This window comes from Microbacterium hominis, from assembly GCF_013282805.1.
Taxonomy (GTDB): domain Bacteria; phylum Actinomycetota; class Actinomycetes; order Actinomycetales; family Microbacteriaceae; genus Microbacterium; species Microbacterium hominis_B.
The window spans coordinates 1,038,646-1,058,509 of the sequence record NZ_CP054038.1; the positions used below are offsets into that span (position 1 = coordinate 1,038,646).

Consider the following 19,864-nt stretch of genomic DNA (forward strand, 5'->3'; position numbering starts at 1 on the left):
GCATCCGGCAGCGGGCCGCCGCACGTCGTGCACGGCCCGCCGGTTCAGTGCGGGGCGAGCGCATCCGCCTTCTCGCGCAGCACGCGCTGCTGCGCGGCGTTGCCGGTGAGGCTCGCGGCGGTGAGCAGTTCGGCGCGGGCCTCCTCGCGTCGCCCGAGCTGCGCGAGGAGCTCGCCGCGCACGCTCGGCACGAGGTGGCTGCCGCGCAGGGCGCCGGACTCCTCGAGGGCGTCGACGATCGGCAGCGCATCGGCGGGGCCGGAGGCCATCGACACCGCCGCGGCGCGGTTGAGCTCCACGACCGGACTCGGGGCGATCCGCCCGAGCACCTCGTAGAGCACGACGATGCGGGGCCAGTCGGTCTCCGCGACACTCGGCGCCACCGCGTGGCACTGCGCGATCGCCGCCTGCAGCGCATAGGGGCCGCGCCCCGACCCGCGCGTGGACGCGGCGGCATCCGCGCGCCGGAGCAGGTCGATCGCCCGCGCGATCTGCCCGCGGTCCCACCGGCTGCGGTCCTGGTCGGCCAGCAGCACCGGTGCACCCGAGCGGGATTCGCGGGCCGCGAATCGCGAGCGCTGGAACTCCATGAGCGCCACCAGCGCGAGCGGCTCCGGCTCGCGGGGGAGGAGGGCCGCCACGATCCTGCCGAGTCGCAGCGCCTCGTCGGCGAGATCGGGGCGCACCCAGCGGTCGCCGGAGGTGGCCGCATAGCCCTCCGTGAAGACGAGGTACACCACGCCGAGCACGGCGGACAGGCGCGGCATCCACTCACCCGGGTCGGGGGTCTCGAAGGGCACGCGGGCGGCGGCGAGCGACTTCTTGGCCCGCGTGATGCGCGCCTGCACCGTCGGCACGGTGGTCAGCAGCATGCGCGCGATCTCCTCCGTCGACAGGCCCGCGACCACGCGCAGCGTGAGGGCGACCTGCGACTCGCGTGAGAGCACCGGATGGCATGCCGTGAAGACGAGCCGCAGCACGTCGTCGTCGATCGGCGCCCACTCCTGCTCGGTCGCCTCGTCGAGCGTGTGCGCGATCGCCGCGTAGCGCTCGTCGAGCCGTTCGCGCCGTCGCCAGGTGTCGATGGCGCGGCGCTTGGCCACCGCGGTCAGCCACGCGCCGGGATTGTCCGGGATGCCGTCGCGCGGCCACGCGGTGAGTGCTTCGAGCACCGCATCCTGCGCGACATCCTCGGCGAGGCCGAGGTCGCCGGTCATCTTGGCCACGGACGCCGTGATCCGCAGGCCCTCGATGCGCCAGACGGCCTCGACCGTGCGCCGGGTGTCGTCCATGCCGGTGCGGGGATCAGGCGCCGGCGGGCTCGCCGCGCCACTCCTTCTCCTTCTGGATGTACTCGTTGTCGGCGTAGTCGGCGAAGTCGCTCTCGTCGGTGACGCGGCGCACCTCCAGCTTGCTGCCCGGGCCGAGCGGGCACCGCTTGGCCCACTCCAGCGCCTCCTCGGCGGTGTTGGTCTGGATGATCCAGAACCCGTTGAACAGCTCGTGCACCTCGCCGTAGGGGCCGTCGCTCACGATCGGCGTCTCGCCGGCGAAATCGATCACGTAGCCCGGCTCGGGCGCCAGGCCGTCGCCGGCGACCATGACGCCCGCCGTGATCATCGCCTCGTTGTACTTTCCCATCGCGTTGATGACGGCCTCGAAGTCCATCTCCTCGTAGCTCTGCACGGCTTCGGCGGTGGCTCGCATGATCAGCATGTGCTTCATCGTCGTTCTCCCTGTTCGGCGGGGCTCTGTCGTCCCCTCTCACTATCGCGTCGAACGGCCGCGCGCGGAATCGACATCGCCCGCGAACTTCTCTGCGCAGCATCCACTCGCGCCCCTGTCGCCCGATCCGGAAACCGGATCGCACAGCGCGTTCCGGACGAATCCGGCCGTTCGCTCCGGTAAACGCGCGGGTGTCCGGTTTCCGGATCTGCGGCGCGGCCGACGGGATGCCGCACCCGGCGAGCGGCGCGCCCGAGCCTGGCAACGCGGTGTGAGTTCGCCCAGATCCCTCGCATTCCGGCTCGCTCAGCGATATATCGGTAGGTATCGCCCGACGATGGGCGCAGCATCCGATCGAGGAGGTCGCCATGAACGACTCGTACACGAACGACGGCAGCGAGCAGCAGGGGCCGCGACGCGGCCCGGGTGGTCCCGGCTGGGGCGGCGGCGGCCTGTGGGACGCGCTCGACCAGCTGCGCGAAGGGTTCGAGAAGAACTTCGGCGGCGCGGGGTCGGGCTTCGGGCAGGGCTTCGGGCACGGACCCGGATTCGGCGGTCCGGGCTTCGGCTCGCGCATGGGGCGCGGCGACGTGCGGGCGGCGGTGCTCGCGCTGCTGCTCGAGGGGCCGATGCACGGGTACCAGATCATCCGCGAGATCGAGGAGCGCAGCGGCGGCGTCTGGAAGCCGAGCCCCGGCTCGGTGTATCCGACGCTGCAGATGCTGTCCGACGAGGGCCTGATCTCCGCCGAGGAGTCCGGAGGCAAGAAGGTCTACTCGCTCACCGAGGCCGGTCGCGCAGAGGCCGAATCGGCGCACGGCGCCGCCCCCTGGGAATCGAGCGGGATGAAGGATGCCGCGCGCGCCGCCGCACTGCCCAAGGCCGGGGCGAAGCTGGCCCAGGCGACGGCGACCGTCGGGCGCACCGGGTCGCGCGAGCAGGTCGAGGAAGCGGTGGCCGTGCTCGACGAGGCGCGCCGCAAGATGTACGCGATCCTCGCCCAGGAGTGACCGCCGCCCCACCGTCGCGACTCCGGGTCGGCATGATGGACGCATGACGACCGTCGCCGGCGAGCATCGCGCGCGCTACCGCCGCATCATGCTGTTCGCATGGCGGTACATGGTGCAGGCCTGGTGGTTCGAACTCGTGCTGCCCCGCATCGGCCTCGGCGATGCCGCCGCGCGGGGCCGCGCCAAGCGCCTGCAGCGCATCGCCCGCAGCTTCCACGGCCTCGCCGTGGATCTCGGCGGCCTCATGATCAAGGTCGGGCAGTTCCTCTCCTCACGGCTGGACGTGCTGCCGCCCGAGATCACGAGGGAGCTCGAGGGTCTGCAGGACGAAGTGCCCGCGGTGCCGTTCGATCAGATCCGCACCCTCGCAGAGGCGGAACTGGGGATGCCGCTGGCCCGGGCCTACGCGTCGTTCGAGCCGGTGCCGGTGGCGGCGGCATCCCTCGGCCAGGCCCACCGGGCGCAGCTGACCGAGGCCGAGGCGGCCGACACCGGGTTCGCCGCGGTCGTCGTCAAGGTGCAGCGGCCGGGCATCGAGGAGATCGTCACGGTCGACCTCACCGCGCTGCGGAGGGTCGCCCGCTGGCTCGACCGTGTGCGCATCGTGCGCGAGCACGTCGACCTGCCGGCGCTCATCGAGGAGTTCGCCGAGACCAGCCGCGAGGAGATCGACTACCGGCACGAGGCGCGCAACGCCGAGCGATTCCGCGCGAACTTCGCGGGCGATCCCCGCGTGGGCGCGCCCGAGGTGGCGTGGGAGCGCTCGACCGACCGCGTGCTCACCCTCGAGGACGTCACCGCCGTCAAGATCAACGACGTCGAGGGGCTCCGTGCGGCCGGCATCGATCCGTCGCAGGTGGCGGCGGAGTTCGCGGCGGTCATGTTCGATCAGCTGTTCGTGGACGGCTACTTCCACGCGGACCCGCACCCGGGCAACATCTTCGTCACGCCGGGTTCGTTCGGCGACCGCGCGTGGCGCTTCACCTTCGTCGACTTCGGGATGATGGGCGAGGTGCCCGACCGCCTGCGGGCGGGGCTGCGGCGCGTGATCATCGCGGTCGCGTCCCGCAACGGCAAACAGCTGGTGGAGAGCATCCGCGACGTCGGCGCGCTGCTTCCCTCGGCCGACACCGCCGAGCTGGAGCGGGTGATGACCGCGCTGTTCGACCGGTTCGGGGGCATGGGCTTCGCCGAGCTGCAGCGGGTGGACGAGCGGGAGTTCCGCGAGTTCGCCCGCGAGTTCGGCGACACCATGCGGGCGATGCCGTTCCAGCTTCCCGAGAACTTCCTGCTCATCGTGCGGGCGATCTCGCTGACGTCGGGCATGTGCAGCTCGCTGGATGCGGACTTCAACATCTGGGATGCCGTCGAGCCCTACGCCCAGCAGCTGCTGCGCGACGAGGGCGGGCGCACGGTGCGCGCGTTCGCCAAGGAGGCGGTCGCGGTGGCGGGCGTCGCCGCGCGGCTCCCGCGCCGGCTCGACGACCTCGCGACGCGCTTCGAGGAGGGGCGGGTGGCGGTCGAGGCGCCGCGGGTGGATGCGCGCCTGCGCCGCCTCGAGCGGCTCGGGCGACGCCTGGTGTCGGCCGTGCTCTTCGCCGGCCTGCTCATCGCCGGTGTGCTCCTGCGCGCCGACGACATGGCGTGGGGCACGGCCCTGATGATCATCTCGGCCGGGCCGGGACTGCACGCGGTGCTGGCAGGGCTCGGCCGCGCGCGCTGAGACACGACGATGCGCTGCGCGAACGGCTGATCATCGCCGCCGCCGACACGATCGCCCGCGACGGGGTGGGTGCGCTATCGCTGCGCACGCTCGCCGCCGGCGAGGGAACGCCGACGTCTGCGATCTACTCGCTGTTCGGCGGCAAGGACGGGCTGCTCGAGGCGGTGTACCGCGACAGCTTCCGCCGCGTCGGCGAGGCGACGCGCGGTTCAGCGCGCCGCGCCGACGCGCGGTTCAGCGCGCCGCGCCGACGTCGGTGAGGGTGCGCAGCGCCCGGCCGAGAAGTTCATCCATGCCGTGGGTCGCCGCGTCGGCCACCGCCTGGCGGGCGGCGCGGTCGGCGCGCTCGAGGTCGCCCGCGGCGAGCGCCACGCGTGCCTGGGTCGCGAGGATCTCGATCGCGACCCACACGTAGGTGTCGTTCTTGCGCCGGAACTGCGCCATCGCCCGGTCGAGCCAGTCGAGGGCGCGGTCGTGGTCGCCTTCGACCTCGTACGTCTCGGCCAGCGCCTTCGCCGAGATCGACTCCCAGCACGGGTCGCCGATCTGGCAGGCCATCGCGAAGGTGCCCGACAGCTGCTCCCGCACCTGGTCGGGGTCGTCACCGCGTGCGAGGCGCACGTGCGCCCGCCAGGCCTCCGGCCACGGGACGAACGCGGTCCAGTGCACGGCGGCCAGCTCGCACGAGCGCCGCCCCCATTCCTCCGCAGCGTCGTAGTCACCGCGCAGGTACTGCGTACGCGCGCCGACGCCGAGGATCCACGCCTCCCGCGCCGGCGCCTGCGCGGCCTGCGCCAGCGCGACGGCCTCGTGAAAGCGTGCGGATGCCTCCTCGAGACTCCCTTCGTCATTGAGGTTCATGCCCTCGAAGCCGGCCAGACGCGCCGTCAGCTCGGGGTCGTCGTGGTGCAGCGCCCGCGCGGCGCGGAGGCTCGAGACGGCGCTCGCACGGCGCCCGGCGAGCAGGTCGAGGTAGGCGAGCTCGGCGAGGGCCGTCGCTTCCGTCGCCCGGTCGCCCGCGCGGTGGGACTGGTCCGCCGCGCGCCGGAGCACCACGGCGCCCTCGTCGTCGTAGCCCCGCACCGAGTGCACCAGTGCCGTGCCCAGCTCCGTGAGGCAGCGGCCCTCGAGCGCGGCGTCTCCGGTGCTCTCCGCCGCCTCGGCGGCCGCGCGCAGGCTCTCGATGCCGGCGTCCGCCGCGCCCGCCGAGACCGCCGCGAGCCCGGCCCGCTGCAGCGAGATCGCGGTCGCGCGCGCCGGAATCCCGAGCGCGGGACGGGTCGCGGGTGCGCGGGCGGCATCGCGGATCGCGCGCGAGGGGGCGGCGCCGGTCTCCGCGAGGAAGAGGGCCTCCGACGCCCTGACCTGCTGCAGCGCGGCATCCCTCTCCCCGGCAGTGGCGAGGGCTTTGACGAGCACGACGTGGGCGCCTTCGTTGAGCGGTGTGCGGGCGACCATCGCGCGTCCGAGGTCGGCGGCGGCGTCGAAGCGGCGCGCCGAGATCGACTGCAGTGCGGCCTGTCGCAGCGCCTCGGACACCTCGCCGTCGATGCGGCTGCGCTCGACGAGCAGCCAGGACTCGAATCCGGGCGAGCCGCGCACCTCGACCCCGTCGAGGAAGCCCCCGAGCGGGATGCCGCGCGCGACGGTGTCGGGCGAGATGTGCCGCGCATCGATCCAGGCGTCGTCGAGCCCCAGGATCACGGGGTTGCCACTGACCGCCTGGGGTTCGCCGAGGCTCCGCCGCAGCTCCGCGAGCGTCCAGCGGAGGGCTGCCTGCGGATCGTCGGCCTCGGCGAACAGCTCCTCGACGAGCACCTGGCGCGGCACGGCATCGGCCGATCGCGCGAGGCGGCCCAGCAGCGCCCACGACTTGTGCCCGCGCGGACCCGCGACCCGCTTCCCGTCGCGGTCGGCGCCGGGGCGGCCGATCAGCTGGATCCGCAGCACGGCCTCACGGTATCGGGGTCGGCCGCCGGGACGGTAGTGCGGCGCGCACGTCGGCGGACTGCGCAGAGACCTCAGGCGGCAAGGCGGTAGAGCTCGCTGACCCGCCGCATCGAGGTCTCCATGCTCCGGTCGGCGTGCATCTGGCGCAGGATCGCGCCGTGCACGAGGCCGAACGCGCGCAGCCGCGTGACCTCGTTCGCCGTCCAGTCGACGAGGGCGTCGGCAGCAGCCGGTGCGTCGTCGTGCGCCTCGACGGCGAGGAATTCGAGTTCGCCGCGGTGCGCGGCGGTGCCGTGCTCAGCGACGGCATAGGCCAGGTCTTCGAGGACGACGGCCAGGTCGATGGTGCTCATGATGTGCCCTTCGGTGGGTCTCGGACTGTGTGAAGCCAGCATCCGAGCCCGCCGTGTGACGGGGCGTGTGACCGTGCAGATTCTCCGTGGGGCGCTCGTCACACGGCGTCCGGGAGTGCGGCGGAGCGACCGATCCCGACGGCTGCCGGACGGCGAGGGGCAGCGCTTGCGGCTACCGGTGGTCGCGGGACGCCTCGTGGCGCAGGCCGGTGTCGATCACGATGCGGTTGCCGGTGATCACGCCCGGGCCGTCTCCGGGGGTGGGGGCGGGTGCCGGGAGGATCTGCTCGGCGTCCCAGACATCGCGCGCGTGTGCGCCGGACGGGTGGAAGACCTCGTCGACGCCCATCACAGCTCCCGATGAGACACGCGGTCGCCGGCCATGCCGCCGCGCGTCGATCATGTGCCACACGAAGTACACGGGCAGCGCGCACAGGAGCGTGATGATGCCCCACCCGATGGTCTGTCCCATGTCCACGGACCGAGCATACGCCGACCGCGTGGATGCCTCCTTCGAGGCATCCACGCGGTCGGCGTTCCGCGCGGCGGCGGTCAGGCGCGGCGGTACTCCGCGGTCACGGGGCAGTCGAACGGATCGCGCGCGGCGAGGCCGACGCGGTTCAGGTACTGGATCACGATGGCGTACGACCGCCAGAGCGAGGTCTCCGCGTAGGGCACGTCCAGATGACGGCACTGGTCGCGCACGATCTCGCGGGCCTTCGCGAGGTGGGGGCGCGCCATGCTCGGGAACAGGTGGTGCTCGATCTGGTAGTTGAGGCCGCCCATGAGCCACGTCGCCCACCAGCCGCCGCGGACGTTCCGCGAGGTGCGCACCTGCTTGCTGAAGAAGTCGAGCTTCGCGTCGGGCGCGATGACCGGCATCCCCTTGTGGTTCGGTGCGAACGAGGCGCCCATGTACACGCCGAACACCGCGACCTGCACGCCGAAGAACGCGAAGGCCATGCCGATCGGGAGGAAGACGAACACCGGCGCGACGAAGATCGCGAAGCGCGCGGCGAGCAGACCGAGCTCGATCCAGCGGCCCTTCACCGGCTCCCGGCTGAAGAGGTGGCGGAAGGCGAGCGCGTGGAGGTTGAGGCCCTCGAGGGTCAGCAGGGGGAAGAACAGCCACCCCTGGCGCTTCGTGATCAGGCGACGCAGGCCCCGCGCGGAGGCGGCGTCGGTGTCGAGGAACGAGATCGTGTCGATCTCGATGTCGGGATCCTTGCCGACCCGGTTGGGGTTTCCGTGGTGCCGGGTGTGCTTGTGGGCCCACCAGGAGTAGCTCATGCCGACCACGCCGTTGCCGAGCAGTCGTGCGAGGCGGTCGTTGGCGGGGCCGGAGGAGAGGATCTGGCGGTGGGCCGCCTCGTGCGAGAGGAACGCCACCTGGGTGAAGAGGATGCCGAGGGCGCCGGCCATCAGCAGCTGGAACCAGCTGTCGCCGAGCAGCACGAACCCGGTCACGACGCCTCCGAAGGCGAGGGCGAGGACGATGCCGACGATCCCGTAGAACCATGGCGTGCGGCCCATCAGCCCGGTCTCGCGGACGACCTGCGCGACGTCGGTGTACGCGCGGGTGAGGGGCGGGAACTCCCGTGTGCCGGAGTAGGTCTGGCGGACGGGTCCGAGCCGAGGCTCGAGGGTGGTGGAGGAGATGGTGCACCCGGTTTCGATCGTGACCGCTGCGGCCGTGCGGAGCCAAAGGCGGTTGCCGATCGCTGGTGCCAGGCTACGGGGTGCATCATGGCGCGACCGGCATATGACCCTGCGGGCCGCAGTCGCACATCGGTGCGTCGAGGGGATGGTGCGTCGAGGGGATGGTGCGTCGGTGGCGGACATGCGTCCGCCCGGGCCGACCGTGCAGGTCGACCCGGGCGGATGGCGGGATCAGAGGGGCCGGATGTTCGCGGCCTGCATGCCCTTGGGGCCACGCTCGGCGTCGAATTCGACCTTCTGCGTCTCGCGGAGCTCCTTGAAGCCCTCGCCAGTGATCGCGCTGAAGTGCGCGAACAGGTCGGCCGAGCCGTCATCGGGTGCGATGAAGCCGTAGCCCTTCTCGGAGTTGAACCATTTCACGGTGCCAGTGGCCATCGTGTCTTTCCTTTTTCTGCGGGGGCCGCGCGAGCGGCCCATGGTGCCCCTCCGACGTGTGCGGAGCGGACGGATGTGGCGCGGGTGGCACGTGGGCGCAGCCAGCGCGAGCGGTGCGGCGACCGCCCGGAGGGCGAGGTCGCGCGTCTCGTGCAGGCCGAGGTCGGTGCCGGTGGCGCTGTGAGCCTCGAAGCCGCGCGGCGTGACCGCGACGAAGCCGGCGTATTCGCCGGCGCGGGTCGCGACGTACACGTCGTCATCGGCCTGGCGCCAGTCGAGCGCGGGCGCGGCGAGGGAGGCCGCGGGCGCGGCGATCGAGGTCGCGCGCGCGGCGACGGGGGCCGCGAGGCTGGGGGATGAAGTGATGAGAGTCAATAGTGGGGTGCGCTTCGGCGCCGCGTGGACGCGGGCGGTGCGCGAGTGTCGAAAGCTGAGGGCGGACCGCGTCGTTCAGGACGATCGGCGTCCACGTGAGATGCATCTCCGCGGAGAGCGGAGGAGGCGCGAGAGGCCCGGCAAGCGTAGCACGGCGGATTCGCGACACGTTTATTGTGAACGAGTCGTTCACTATCTAGGCTGGGCGCATGAGCTCGTCGTGGTGCCTCCCGCTCGCCGACCTCTCCGCGGCCGATCTCGAGACCGCCGGCGGCAAGGGGGCGAACCTCGGCGAACTCGTCCGCGCGGGCTTCGCGGTGCCCCCGGGGTTCGTCGTCTCGACGGCCGCCTACCGGGCCGCGGTCACGGCAGTGGCGGCGGGGGTCGACGCCTCCGGGCGCGACGACGCCGCCGCGCGCGTGCCCGACGCCGTGCGCGGTGTGCCGCTGCCCGAGGAGGTGGGCGAGAGCATCCGATCCGCATACGCGGGTCTGGGCGGCGGCAGGGTCGCCGTGCGCTCCAGTGCGACCGCGGAAGACCTCCCCGGCGCCGCGTTCGCCGGTCAGCAGGACACGTTCCTCGGCATCGAGGGCGAGGATGCCGTGCTCGACGCCGTGCAGCGGTGCTGGGCGTCGCTGCGCACGGAGCGGGCTGTCGCCTACCGCGCGCGGCTCGGTATCGACGAGAACGCGGTGGCGATCGCCGTCGTCGTGCAGCGCATGGTCCCCGCCGACCTCGCCGGTGTGCTGTTCACCGCCGATCCTGTCACGGGTCGGCGGGATCGCACGGTCATCGATTCCAGTCCCGGGCTCGGTGAGGCGGTGGTGTCGGGCCTGGTGACCCCCGATCATGCCGTGCTCGGCACCGATGGCACGGTGATCGAGCGCCGTGCGGGCCGTGCCGGCACCGTGATCCGCCAGCGCGCGAGCGGCGGCACCGAGGAGGTGCACGCGGCGGAGGATGAGGATGCCGCGCGCCTGACCGCCGCGCAGCTGGCCCAGCTCGCGGGGCTCGGCCGCCGCATCGCCGCGCACTTCGGCCGTCCGCAGGACATCGAATGGGCCTTCGCCGACGGCGAGCCGGCGATCCTGCAGGCGCGGCCGATGACGGCCCTTCCGCCCGCGCCCATCCGGCTCACCCGCCGGCAGCGGCTCACCGGTCCCGTCATCCTGGAGCTGGTGCCGCGCCGTCCGTTCCCGATGGAGTTGAGCGCGTGGATCGAGCCCAACGTCGGTCTGCACGTCGAGCGGCTGGTCGGCGGCATCGTGGGGGCGCGCTTCTCGCTGCGCGATGTGCTTCCCGCGGTGGACGGCGTCGTGCAGCAGTTCGTGCCGCCGAATCCGGAACCCACCCGCCAGGTGCCGCGCACGCTGTTGCGCACGATCGGCCGATTCCGACGCGACCCGCGCGCGTGGGAGCGAGACCCGCGTCTGGCGGGGTTCCGCGCCGACGTCGACGCCCTCGCCGCGCGCGATGTGCGCGAGCTGACGTGGGACGAGCTGGTCGGCATCCCGGATCTCGCGGGCCGCCTCACCGACCGCATCACGGCGCTCCGGGTCGAGTACCTGCCGCCGGCGGGCGCGGCGCTGGTCCGCCTGCGGGTGCTCCTGACGATGCTCGGGCAGCGGGGTCTGTTCGCACCGCTCGTGCTCGACGCGCACACCGCGACGCAGGCTGCGAACGCGCGGCTGGCGGAGCTGGCCGCGCTCATCCGGGCGCGGCCGGGTCTGGCCCGCCGCGCGGGGGGGCTGGGCGGCCCGCAGCTCCACGACCTCGTCGTGCGCGACCCCGAGGCCGCCGAGGTGCGCGAGGGCCTGAACGCCTTCCTCGCCGAGTTCGGACACCGCGAGACCGCGAGCATCCTCCTGCCGAAAGACCCGACGTGGTCGGACGATCCGGGCACCGTGCTCGCACTCGTGGCGGTGCTGCTCGACGACGGCGCCGATCGGCGCCCTGATCCCGCGGCGGCCGCCGCCGCGCTCGAGGCGGTGCTGAGGCATCCGCTCATCCGCGCGACGCGCTCGGCGCGCCGGGTGCGCCGGCTCGTGCACACGGCGGCCGCGGCGGTGACGGTGCGCGAGGACACCCACTTCGAGCTCACCCGCACCATGCCGATCGTGCGGCACGCGGTGCAGGAGATCGGCCGGCGGCTCGCGGATGCCGGCGTGCTCGCCGATGCCGACGACGCGTGGCTGCTCACGCTCGACGATCTGCGCAACCTGCCCACGCCCCGCGATCCGCGCGGCGAGCTGGCGGCCGCGGCCGCACGGCGTCGCGCGGCGTACGGCGAGCTCGCCGGGTCGCCGCTGATCGCGCCGACGACCCTCTACGGGGCGCGGCGCACGCGGGAGGTCGCGGGGGCGCTGGTCACCGGCTTCGGCGGCGGAGGCGGGCGTGCCGCCGGCCCCGTGCGCATCGTGCGCGGACCGGACGAGTTCGCGACATTGCGCACCGGGGAAGTGCTCGTGTGTGCGGCGACCAACCCGTCGTGGACGCCGCTGTTCGCCCGCGCCGCGGCTGTCGTGGTCGACAACGGCGGACTCGCCTCGCACGCGGCGATCGTCGCGCGGGAGTACGGCATCGCGGCGGTGATGGGCACGGGCGACGGCACCAGCGTGCTCGAGGACGGCGCGCGCGTGGTGGTCGACGGTGATCGCGGCGCCGTGTTCCCCGAGGGTCCCGATGCCGGCCTCCGGTGATCACCGGAGGCGCCCCCGCCGACGGGGCGCCGCGCTCGAGGAGGCGATCGTGGCGGCGACCATCGCGGAGCTGAGGGAGGTCGGCTACGCGGCGATGACGATGGATGCCGTCGCCCGCCGCGCCGGGGCGGGCAAGGTGTCGGTGTACCGGCGGTGGCGCACGAAGGCCGAACTCGCCCGCGAGGCGGCGTATCGCCTGGTCGGCGAACCGGAGCTGCCGCCGGAGCCCAGCACGCTGCGGGAGGATCTGCTCGCCGCGTTCCGCGCGATGGCGCAGCAGATGGAGGGTCCGGCGGGGGAGGCGCTGCGCGGCATCGTCTCCGAGGCGCTGCGGGACGCCGCGGCGCCGAGCGTCTTCGACGGCTCCCGCGCCGGCAGCCTGCGGGCGATGCGGACGCTCGTCGCCCGCGCCGCGGCCCGCGGCGAGCCGGTCGATCCCGCACCGGCCCCGACCCGCCTGCAGGCGGCGCCTGCGCTCATTCAGCACCGGTTCCTGACCCAGGGCGTCGATCACCTCGACGAGGCGTTCCTCGTCGAGGTGATCGACGAGGTGGCGCTGCCGCTGCTGCGACGCGACGGGTGACCGGTTCGCGTCCGCGGGATCGCCACGACGGGCGCGGAGCGGGGTAGGCGCCAGGCGGTAGCGTCATCGCATGTCCGATCCCGCCGGCGCGCACACCAAGAGGGACCTCAAGAAGGATCTCGCGGCCTACCGCGCTCCCCGTGGACGGTTCGAGGTCGTGGACCTGCCCCCGCAGCGCTACCTCGCGATCGACGGGTCGGGAGCGCCGGCCGGCGAGGCGTTCACCGGGGCGATCGCCGCGCTGTACCCGGTGGCGTACGCGCTGAAGTTCGCCAGCAAGCGGGAGCTCGGCCGCGACTACGTCGTGCCCCCGCTCGAGGGCCTGTGGTGGGCCGACGACATGGCGACCTTCACCACGCGACGCGACAAGGCTCGGTGGCGGTGGACCCTGCTCATCCTCGTGCCGGAGTGGGTCGATGACGCGCTCGTCGAGGCAGCCCTGGCCGCAGGGGCGGCGAAGAGCCCGGCGTCACGGGCGGTGCGGGCGGTGACGCTCGCGGAGGGGACCTGCGTGCAGACGCTGCACGTGGGCTCGTTCGACGACGAGGGGCCTGTGCTCGCGCGCATGCACGACGAGTTCCTCCCCGCCCAGGGACTGCGCATGACCGGACGGCACCACGAGATCTACCTCAGCGACTTCCGGCGCGTCGAGCCGGCGAAGCTGCGAACGATCCTGCGCCAGCCGGTGCTCCCCGTCGGCGCGGCAGCGCCACCGGGGGAGTGAGCGCGCCCGTCGCCGCGCCGGTCACGCGAGCGCGTCGACTACGCCCGTGCGACGCTGCGGCTCGGTTCGGGTGCCGGTGTCGAAGATGCGCGTCAGTCGCTGTGCGCCGAACGGCTCCCAGCCGGGGTCTGCGTCGGTGATGAACGACACCCAGGCCCGATGCATCTCGGTGGCGAGCTCCTGCGGGGCCTCGGGGCCGCTGAGGGAGACCGACGCGCGCTCTCCGACGTTGTCGAACACGAAGCCGAGCTCCACCGCGTGCGCCGCACGCAGGTCGCGCACGGGGCTCTGCCACGCGAACTCGAACACGTACGTCGTCGCGGGCCGCGACGACGCCACCGCCGTCAACGGGGCGCGCAGCAGGCGATCGGTGAGCAGCTGGCCCAGCACCTCGCCGGGGGATGCGTCGGGGGCATCGGCGCGCGCGGCCGCGACGGCACGGCGCGGCAGTCGCAGCGCCGCGCGGGCGAGCAGCGCCTTGACCGGGCTGATCGCGTCCAGCGCCGCGGGAGGGAACCAGAGCCGGTATTCGTCGGTGTTGGTGCCGATGAGCAGGGGAACGTCCCCCTCGGCGAGCGCCTCGTGCGGCGACCGCGGGAGGAAGTCGGGGTCGAGGGCGAGCTGGAAGCTCGGAGCCCCGCTCAACGCCGATCGTCCTTTCGCCTGATCGGTGCGCGCCTGGAGCAGCCGCTCAGGGGCGACCTCGCGGAACGCGGCGGCCGTCGCGGGCACCCCGAGGGAGGCGGCGAGGCCACGGGTCACGGCTGCGGCCTTGGCCGGCGCGACAGCCTCGAGCGGGCCCGATTCGATGATCCCGCCCGCCACCAGCCGTGCCGATTCCGGCCGGGAGAGCAGAGCCGCCACGAGCGCGCCGCCGGCCGACTCGCCCATGAGGGTGATCCTCGACGGGTCGCCTCCGAACGCGGCGATCTCGCGGTGCACCCATTCCAGTGCCAGCGCGGCGTCGCGCAGGCCGAGGTTCAGCGGGGCTCCATCGAGCACCGAGAAGCCCTCCGAGCCCAGGCGGTAGTTGATCGACGCGAACACGATGCCGTCGCGGGCGAACGTGCTGCCGTCGTAGCCGCTCAGGCTCGCGCTGCCGCGCTCGAGCGCGCCGCCGTGCAGCCACAGCACCACCGGGGCCGCCGTCGCGTCGGCGGGCGCCCACACGTTGACGGTGAGCATGTCCTCGCCCCAGCCGTCCACACTCGGCAGCAGTTCGCCGATCTCGCCCGGGTAGGCGGTCTGCGGCGCGGCCGGACCGAAGGCGGTCGCTTCGCGCACGCCCTCCCAGGCCTCGCGCGGCTGCGGCGCCGCGAACCGCAGGTCGCCGATCGGCGGCTGCGCGTACGGGATGCCGAGGAAGCGGTGGATGCCGTCGGTCGTGATCCCCCGCAGGGCGCCGACGCTCACCTCCACGTCGACGGACGGGGTCGTGGATGTCATCGAAGCTCCTTCGCTGCGCTGAGGGGACCCTCTGGCTGGTCCCGAGCGTAGCGGGCCCGCGCGGTGTCAGGCCGGAGCTCTCACCGGCGCCCCCGGGCGCCGCGACGGATCAGTACCAGCCGTACGCCTGCGAGTGGCCCCATGCACCGCAGGGCGAGCCGTAGCGGCCCTGGATGTAGCCCAGGCCCCAGCGGATCTGCGTGGCGGCGTTGGTCTGCCAGTCGGCGCCGGCCGAGGCCATCTTGCTGCCGGGCAGCGCCTGGGGAATGCCGAAGGCGCCGCTGGAGGGGTTGTAGGCCTGAGAGTTCCAGCCGGACTCCTTGTTCCACAGCGAGACGAGGCAGCCGAACTGATCGTCGCCCCAGCCGAAGCTGGGCAGCATGCTGCGGGCGATCGACTGCGCCTCGGCCGCGCTCGTGCCGGCGGCGGCGTAGGTCGGTGCCGGCGCGGGGGCGCTGGTGCCCGACGATGATCCGGAGTTCGCGTTGGCATTGGCGGCGGCCGCTGCGGCGGCTTCTGCGGCCGCCTTCTCCGCGGCGGCCTTCTCGGCGGCGGCCTTCGCCTCGGCCTCGCGGCGCGCCTTCTCGGCGGCCTCCTCCTCGGCCTTCTTCTTGATGGCGGCGTCGAGGCCGGTGCGCAGTTCCGTCACCCGCGTCTCGACGGAGGCGACGAGCGCGGTCACGTCGTCGGTGAGATCGGGGATGAGGGGCGCCGGCATGTCCAGGCCGCCCTGCAGGCGCTCCGCGGCGTCGGCGAGGTCGCCGGTGTCGATCGTGATGTCGTCGGTTCCGATGTCCAGGCCCGAGGCGGTGATGTCCTCCTCGACCTGCGCCGCGGCGGCCACCGCGCTGTCGGTCGCGTCGAGCGCGGCGTACGCGGCGGTCGAGATGTCATCGGTGCCCTCGGCGCTGACGACGGCGACCGGCTCGAGCGTCGTGGTGTACGACGCGAGCTCGAAGCTGCCGAACGAGTCCTGCGCCTGCGCCGACGTCAGGGGCACCGCGGTGGCTGCTCCCACGGTGGCCGTCAGGCCGATCGCGACGCTCGCGGCGACCGCAGCCAGGCGGCGGGTCGAGCGGCGGCGGGCGCGCCGGGCGCGACGGGTGAGGGCATCAGGAGAGTTCGAGCGCATGGAGAGACCGGTTCCGTATCGGGGAGCGGCACCGACCGCACGGGTCACGGCCGACGCAAGGCCCCGAGTTTGCCGACCTCGTCTGGACGGTTCCAGGACGTTTCCTGGGTGAACCATGTGAGCGGGCCGCGCAGAAAAGTCCTGATCAAGAGCCTACCCCGCATGCCGGTTCCGGCATACCGACGCTCGCCGCGGGGGTCGAGGTGGCCACGTGGAGGTTTCGAGTTAGGTTAGGCTCACCTTCATGTCCACCACCTCGACACGAGCATCCTGGTCCGTCGCCGTCCTCGCTGCAGCCGGCCTCGCCGTCACCGCCTGCGCCTCCTCGCCCGGGGCGACCGCGCCGTCCGACGACGCGTCCGACCCCCGAGTCGTCACCGTCGCGAACGCCCAGCCCACGCTGGTCCTGGTCGAACAGGATGGCGAATCGTCGTATCGCGAAGACGCCGAGACTCCCCGCGGATCCGTCGAGGTGCCGTACCAGCCCGAGGCGGTCGTGACCTTCGACATCGCGACCCTCGACACGCTCGACGCCATCGGGGCCGGCGACGCCGTGGTCGGCATCCCGGACATTCCGCTTCCGGACTATCTCTCGGACTACGCCGACCTCCCCAAGGTCGGAACCCTCTTCGAGCCCGACTTCGAGGCCGTCGCAGAACTGGAGCCCGATCTCATCGTCGTGGCCGCCCGCAGCACCGGTCAGTACGACGAGCTGAGCGAGATCTCCACCACGATCGACCTCACCGGCACGGCCGGCGGAACCTTCGACCCGAGCGCCGGCCTCGAGCGCGCCGAGCAGCTCGGCGAGATCTTCGGAGCGGAGGATGCCGTCGCCGAGCGGATCGCCGAGATCGACGAGCTCACCGCCGCCATCGAGGACGAGGTCAGCGGCACGGCGCTCGTGCTGTCGGTCTCGGGCGGCGAGTACGGCGCGTTCGGCGAAGGTTCGCGCTTCGGCTACTTCTTCGACGAGCTGGGCTTCGTGCCGGCCGTCCCCGCGACCGAGCTCCCGGGCGCCGAAGGCTCGTCGCACGGCGACACCGTCACGAACGAGTTCCTCCTGACCGCCGACCCCGACTGGATCATCGCGTTCGATCGGGGCGCTGCCACCGGTGAGGGCTCGAGCGCGGAGGAGACCCTCGACAACGAGCTCGTCGCCGAGACCGTCGCCGGCAAGGAGGGCCAGATCATCCTGCTCCCCGCGAGCGAGCTCTACATCGTCATCAACGGGCTCACCTCGATCCAGAACGTGCTCACCACGCTGCACGACGCCGTGTCGGAGTGACGGTGACGGACGCCGTGACGGGGAGCGCCGAGCCCTGAAGCGCCTCTCTCCCACCGCGCTGATCGTCGCGGGGGTGGTCCTGGTGGCCGTCCTCGCGACGATCTCGCTGTTCGTCGGCGTCGCCGACCTCGACGCATTCGTGCTGTTCGCGAGCCGCGTGCCGCGCACCGTGTCGCTCATCCTCGCCGGGGCGGCCTTCGCGATCACCGGCCTCATCATGCAGCTGCTCACCCGCAACCGCTTCGTCGAACCCGGCACCACCGGAGCGACCGATGCCGCCGGCCTCGCCCTCCTCGCCGTGCTCATGGCGGTGCCGGGCGTCCCCATCGGGGCCAAGGCTGTCGCGGCCTCGCTCGGCGCGATGGTCGGCGTCATCGGATTCCTCGCCCTCGCCCGGCGCATCCCGTCGCGCTCCAGCGTGCTCGTGCCGATCATCGGCATCCTCTACGGCGGCGTGATCGGCGCCGTCACGACGTTCATCGCCTACCGCGCGGACGTGCTGCAGGAGCTGCTCAGCTGGGGCGTCGGCGACTTCTCGGGCATCCTGCGCGGCCGCTACGAGATGCTCTACCTCGCCGCCGCGGCGGCCCTCATCGCCTGGATCGCCGCCGACCGCTTCACCGTCGCGGGACTCGGCGAGGATGCCGCGCGCGGCCTCGGACTCGACACCCGCGCCGTCCTCGGCCTCGGCGTGGGGATTATCGCCGTCGTGACCGGAACCATGGTGGTCGTCACCGGCGCACTGCCCTTCCTCGGACTCATCGCCCCGAACATCGTCAGCCGCCTCATCGGGGACAACATGCGCCGTGCCGTGCCGCTTGTCGCCCTGCTCGGGGCCTCGCTCGTGCTGGCATGCGACCTCATCGGCCGCCTGGCCCGCTTTCCGTTCGAGATCCCGATCTCGGTGGTCATGGGCGTCGTGGGCGGAATCGTCTTCCTGTGGATGCTGCTGGGCGGCGCCCGCGAGAGAACCGGAGCCCCCGCATGACCCGCACCGGCACCGACCGGCGCGCCGTCGGTCCCGCACCCGCCGTCGCCGATGTCGCCCGGCGCGCGCTCCGAACCCCCGAGCGCCGGCTCCTCGCCCTGGCTGCCCTGGCGCTGCTGATGATCGCGCTCTTCGTGTTCACGGATCTCCCCGGCAGATGGGAGTACGCGCTCGGCCTGCGCGGGCGCACCGTGGCGGGCATGGTCATCGCCGCCGCGGCTGTGGGCGTGGCGACCGTGCTGTTCCAGACGATCACGGCGAACCGCATCCTCACGCCCGGCATCATGGGCTTCGACGCCGTCTTCCTGGCCATCCAGGTGGTCACGGCCTTCGCGATCGGCCCGGCCGTGCTGGTCGGCGCCCCGCCCCTCGCGTCGTGGCTGGTCGAGCTCGTGCTCATGGCGGGGTCCATCTCGCTGCTCTACTGGTGGCTGTTCCTGCGACGACGCCTCGACCTCCACGTGATCGTGCTGGCGGGGCTGGTGCTCGGCGTGCTGTTCCGCTCGGTCACCGCCTTCCTGCAGCGATTGCTCGACCCCGACACGTTCGCCATCGTGCAGAACCTCGCCTTCGCGAGCTTCACCTCGGTCGACCGCGAGCTGCTGGTGCCTACCGGGGTGCTCGTGGCAGCGGCGATCGGCTCGCTGTGGCCGATCCGCCGCTCCCTCGACGTGCTCTCCCTCGGCGAGTCCGCCGCGATCTCCCTCGGAGTGGACCACCGGCGCACGGTGATGCACACGGTGCTCGCGATCGCGGTGATGGTCGCGGCATCCACCGCCCTCGTGGGACCGGTGACGTTCTTCGGCCTGCTGGTGGCGAATCTGGCCTACGGCGCGGTCGGGCATCGGCACCTGCGCAGCATCCCGGCCGCCATCGCGATCGGAGCGATCGCCCTCGTCGGCGGGCAGTTCGTCCTGGACCGGCTGCTGGGCTTCGGCACCGAGCTGCCCGTGGTCATCGAGTTCGTCGGGGGACTCTTCTTCATCGCTCTCATGCTGACCGGAAGGGCACGCTGACATGATCGAGATCGATCACCTGACCAAGCGCCACGGCGCGGTCGTCGCCATCGACGACGTCGCGCTGGCGATCGGACGCGGCGTGACCGCCGTCATCGGCCCCAACGGCGCCGGCAAGTCGACGCTGCTGGCCGCGGTCGGCCGTCTGATCGGGGTGGATGCCGGCACCGCGCGCGTCGCGGGGCTCGACGTGATCACCGCGAAGTCGCGCGCGCTGGCCAGGCGCCTGGCCATCCTGCGGCAGGACAACCACCTCGCCGTGCGGCTCAGCGTCGAGGACCTCGTCGCGTACGGTCGCTTCCCGCACGGCGGGTCGGGACGCACGCCGGTCGATCGCGAGCACGTCGACGGTGCGATCCGCAGACTCGACCTCGAGTCCGTGCGCACCCGCTTCCTGGACGAGCTCTCCGGCGGGCAGCGTCAGCGCGCGTTCGTGGCGATGGCGATCGCGCAGGACGCCGACCACCTGCTCCTGGACGAGCCCCTCAACAACCTCGACCCGCGCCACAGTGTGAGCCTCATGAAGCTCGTGCGCCGGCTCGCCGCAGAGCGGGAGATGACGATCGTCGTCGTGCTGCACGACATCAACGTGGCCGCGCAGTTCGCCGACGACATCGTCGCCATGCGCGACGGCCGCGTGGTGCATCACGGCCCCGTCGACGAGGTGGTGACCGCGCAGAACCTCGCCGCCCTGTACGACACGCCTGCTCACGTGACCGAGGTCGCCGGACGGCGGGTCGTGCTGTGGGAGTGAGCGTGAC

19 protein-coding genes are annotated in these 19,864 nt (G+C 72.7%); 10 read left to right on the forward strand and 9 right to left on the reverse strand.

Annotation, left to right across the window (positions count from 1 at the left end; translation table 11 throughout):
* Positions 1-44: 44 nt before the first annotated feature.
* Together HQM25_RS04485 and HQM25_RS04490 are read right to left on the reverse strand one after the other, a co-directional pair.
* The gene (locus HQM25_RS04485; RefSeq protein WP_172989156.1) at positions 45-1,292 is read right to left on the reverse strand and encodes an RNA polymerase sigma factor; all 1,248 of its coding nucleotides are present in this window, start codon (positions 1,290-1,292) and stop codon (positions 45-47) included.
* 13 nt (positions 1,293-1,305) lie between these two features.
* Positions 1,306-1,725 (reverse strand): YciI family protein, encoded by a 420-nt coding sequence (locus tag HQM25_RS04490; RefSeq protein WP_172989157.1) that lies wholly within the window; start codon positions 1,723-1,725, stop codon positions 1,306-1,308.
* A gap of 368 nt (positions 1,726-2,093) precedes the next feature.
* Between HQM25_RS04490 and HQM25_RS04495 the strand changes: the two genes are divergently transcribed.
* Genes HQM25_RS04495 through HQM25_RS17950 form a run of 3 tightly spaced genes read left to right on the forward strand, consistent with a single transcriptional unit; the run spans position 2,094 to position 4,718 of the window.
* A complete protein-coding gene (locus tag HQM25_RS04495) occupies positions 2,094-2,735 on the forward strand; it encodes a PadR family transcriptional regulator (RefSeq protein WP_172989158.1) in 642 nt (213 codons plus the stop codon).
* A gap of 43 nt (positions 2,736-2,778) precedes the next feature.
* Complete coding sequence (locus tag HQM25_RS04500; RefSeq protein WP_172989159.1) at positions 2,779-4,458, forward strand: ABC1 kinase family protein; 1,680 nt, start codon at positions 2,779-2,781, stop codon at positions 4,456-4,458.
* The gene (locus HQM25_RS17950) at positions 4,380-4,718 is read left to right on the forward strand and encodes a TetR/AcrR family transcriptional regulator (RefSeq protein WP_302182839.1); all 339 of its coding nucleotides are present in this window, start codon (positions 4,380-4,382) and stop codon (positions 4,716-4,718) included. The genes HQM25_RS04500 and HQM25_RS17950 overlap by 79 nt, the downstream gene beginning before the upstream one ends.
* On the opposite strand, the gene HQM25_RS04510 is transcribed toward HQM25_RS17950, so the two are convergent.
* From HQM25_RS04510 to HQM25_RS04530, 5 genes are all read right to left on the reverse strand, one after another.
* Positions 4,693-6,408 carry an AfsR/SARP family transcriptional regulator gene (locus HQM25_RS04510; protein WP_172989161.1) on the reverse strand — a complete coding sequence of 572 codons (1,716 nt, stop codon included), beginning with the start codon at positions 6,406-6,408 and terminating at the stop codon, positions 4,693-4,695. The two genes, HQM25_RS17950 and HQM25_RS04510, sit on opposite strands and share 26 nt — an antisense overlap.
* 71 nt (positions 6,409-6,479) lie before the next feature.
* Positions 6,480-6,761, reverse strand: a complete 282-nt coding sequence (locus HQM25_RS04515) for a hypothetical protein (protein WP_172989162.1) — start codon at positions 6,759-6,761, stop codon at positions 6,480-6,482.
* Positions 6,762-6,933: 172 nt separating this feature from the next.
* Positions 6,934-7,239: a hypothetical protein gene (locus HQM25_RS04520; RefSeq protein WP_172989163.1), complete on the reverse strand. Its 306-nt coding sequence runs from the start codon at positions 7,237-7,239 to the stop codon at positions 6,934-6,936.
* 74 nt (positions 7,240-7,313) lie between these two features.
* Complete coding sequence (locus tag HQM25_RS04525; RefSeq protein WP_254359548.1) at positions 7,314-8,294, reverse strand: fatty acid desaturase family protein; 981 nt, start codon at positions 8,292-8,294, stop codon at positions 7,314-7,316.
* A 357-nt stretch (positions 8,295-8,651) separates the two neighbouring features.
* Positions 8,652-8,855, reverse strand: coding sequence for a cold-shock protein (locus HQM25_RS04530; RefSeq protein WP_172991510.1), 204 nt, complete (start codon positions 8,853-8,855; stop codon positions 8,652-8,654).
* Between the two features lie 584 nt (positions 8,856-9,439).
* Between HQM25_RS04530 and HQM25_RS04535 the strand changes: the two genes are divergently transcribed.
* The 3 genes from HQM25_RS04535 to HQM25_RS04545 all read left to right on the forward strand — a co-directional run bounded on the left by HQM25_RS04535 (position 9,440) and on the right by HQM25_RS04545 (position 13,236).
* A complete protein-coding gene (locus HQM25_RS04535; RefSeq protein ID WP_172989164.1) occupies positions 9,440-11,929 on the forward strand; it encodes a PEP/pyruvate-binding domain-containing protein in 2,490 nt (829 codons plus the stop codon).
* 49 nt (positions 11,930-11,978) lie between these two features.
* Positions 11,979-12,512: a TetR/AcrR family transcriptional regulator gene (locus HQM25_RS04540; protein ID WP_217275194.1), complete on the forward strand. Its 534-nt coding sequence runs from the start codon at positions 11,979-11,981 to the stop codon at positions 12,510-12,512.
* 70 nt (positions 12,513-12,582) lie between these two features.
* Positions 12,583-13,236, forward strand: a complete 654-nt coding sequence (locus HQM25_RS04545; RefSeq protein ID WP_172989166.1) for a GyrI-like domain-containing protein — start codon at positions 12,583-12,585, stop codon at positions 13,234-13,236.
* Positions 13,237-13,257: 21 nt separating this feature from the next.
* On the opposite strand, the gene HQM25_RS04550 is transcribed toward HQM25_RS04545, so the two are convergent.
* Complete coding sequence (locus HQM25_RS04550) at positions 13,258-14,682, reverse strand: carboxylesterase/lipase family protein (RefSeq protein ID WP_172989167.1); 1,425 nt, start codon at positions 14,680-14,682, stop codon at positions 13,258-13,260.
* Positions 14,683-14,791: 109 nt separating this feature from the next.
* Complete coding sequence (locus HQM25_RS04555) at positions 14,792-15,814, reverse strand: lytic transglycosylase domain-containing protein (protein WP_172989168.1); 1,023 nt, start codon at positions 15,812-15,814, stop codon at positions 14,792-14,794.
* Positions 15,815-16,058: 244 nt separating this feature from the next.
* On the opposite strand from HQM25_RS04555, the gene HQM25_RS04560 reads away from it, so the two are divergent.
* The 4 genes from HQM25_RS04560 (at position 16,059) to HQM25_RS04575 (ending at position 19,857) form a co-directional block, all read left to right on the forward strand.
* Positions 16,059-17,099: a siderophore ABC transporter substrate-binding protein gene (locus HQM25_RS04560; protein ID WP_172989169.1), complete on the forward strand. Its 1,041-nt coding sequence runs from the start codon at positions 16,059-16,061 to the stop codon at positions 17,097-17,099.
* A 73-nt stretch (positions 17,100-17,172) separates the two neighbouring features.
* Positions 17,173-18,087 carry an iron chelate uptake ABC transporter family permease subunit gene (locus HQM25_RS04565; RefSeq protein ID WP_217275195.1) on the forward strand — a complete coding sequence of 305 codons (915 nt, stop codon included), beginning with the start codon at positions 17,173-17,175 and terminating at the stop codon, positions 18,085-18,087.
* Complete coding sequence (locus HQM25_RS04570; protein WP_172989170.1) at positions 18,084-19,103, forward strand: iron chelate uptake ABC transporter family permease subunit; 1,020 nt, start codon at positions 18,084-18,086, stop codon at positions 19,101-19,103. The genes HQM25_RS04565 and HQM25_RS04570 overlap by 4 nt, the downstream gene beginning before the upstream one ends.
* Before the next feature lies 1 nt (position 19,104).
* The gene (locus tag HQM25_RS04575) at positions 19,105-19,857 is read left to right on the forward strand and encodes an iron ABC transporter ATP-binding protein (protein WP_172989171.1); all 753 of its coding nucleotides are present in this window, start codon (positions 19,105-19,107) and stop codon (positions 19,855-19,857) included.
* Positions 19,858-19,864: the final 7 nt, after the last annotated feature.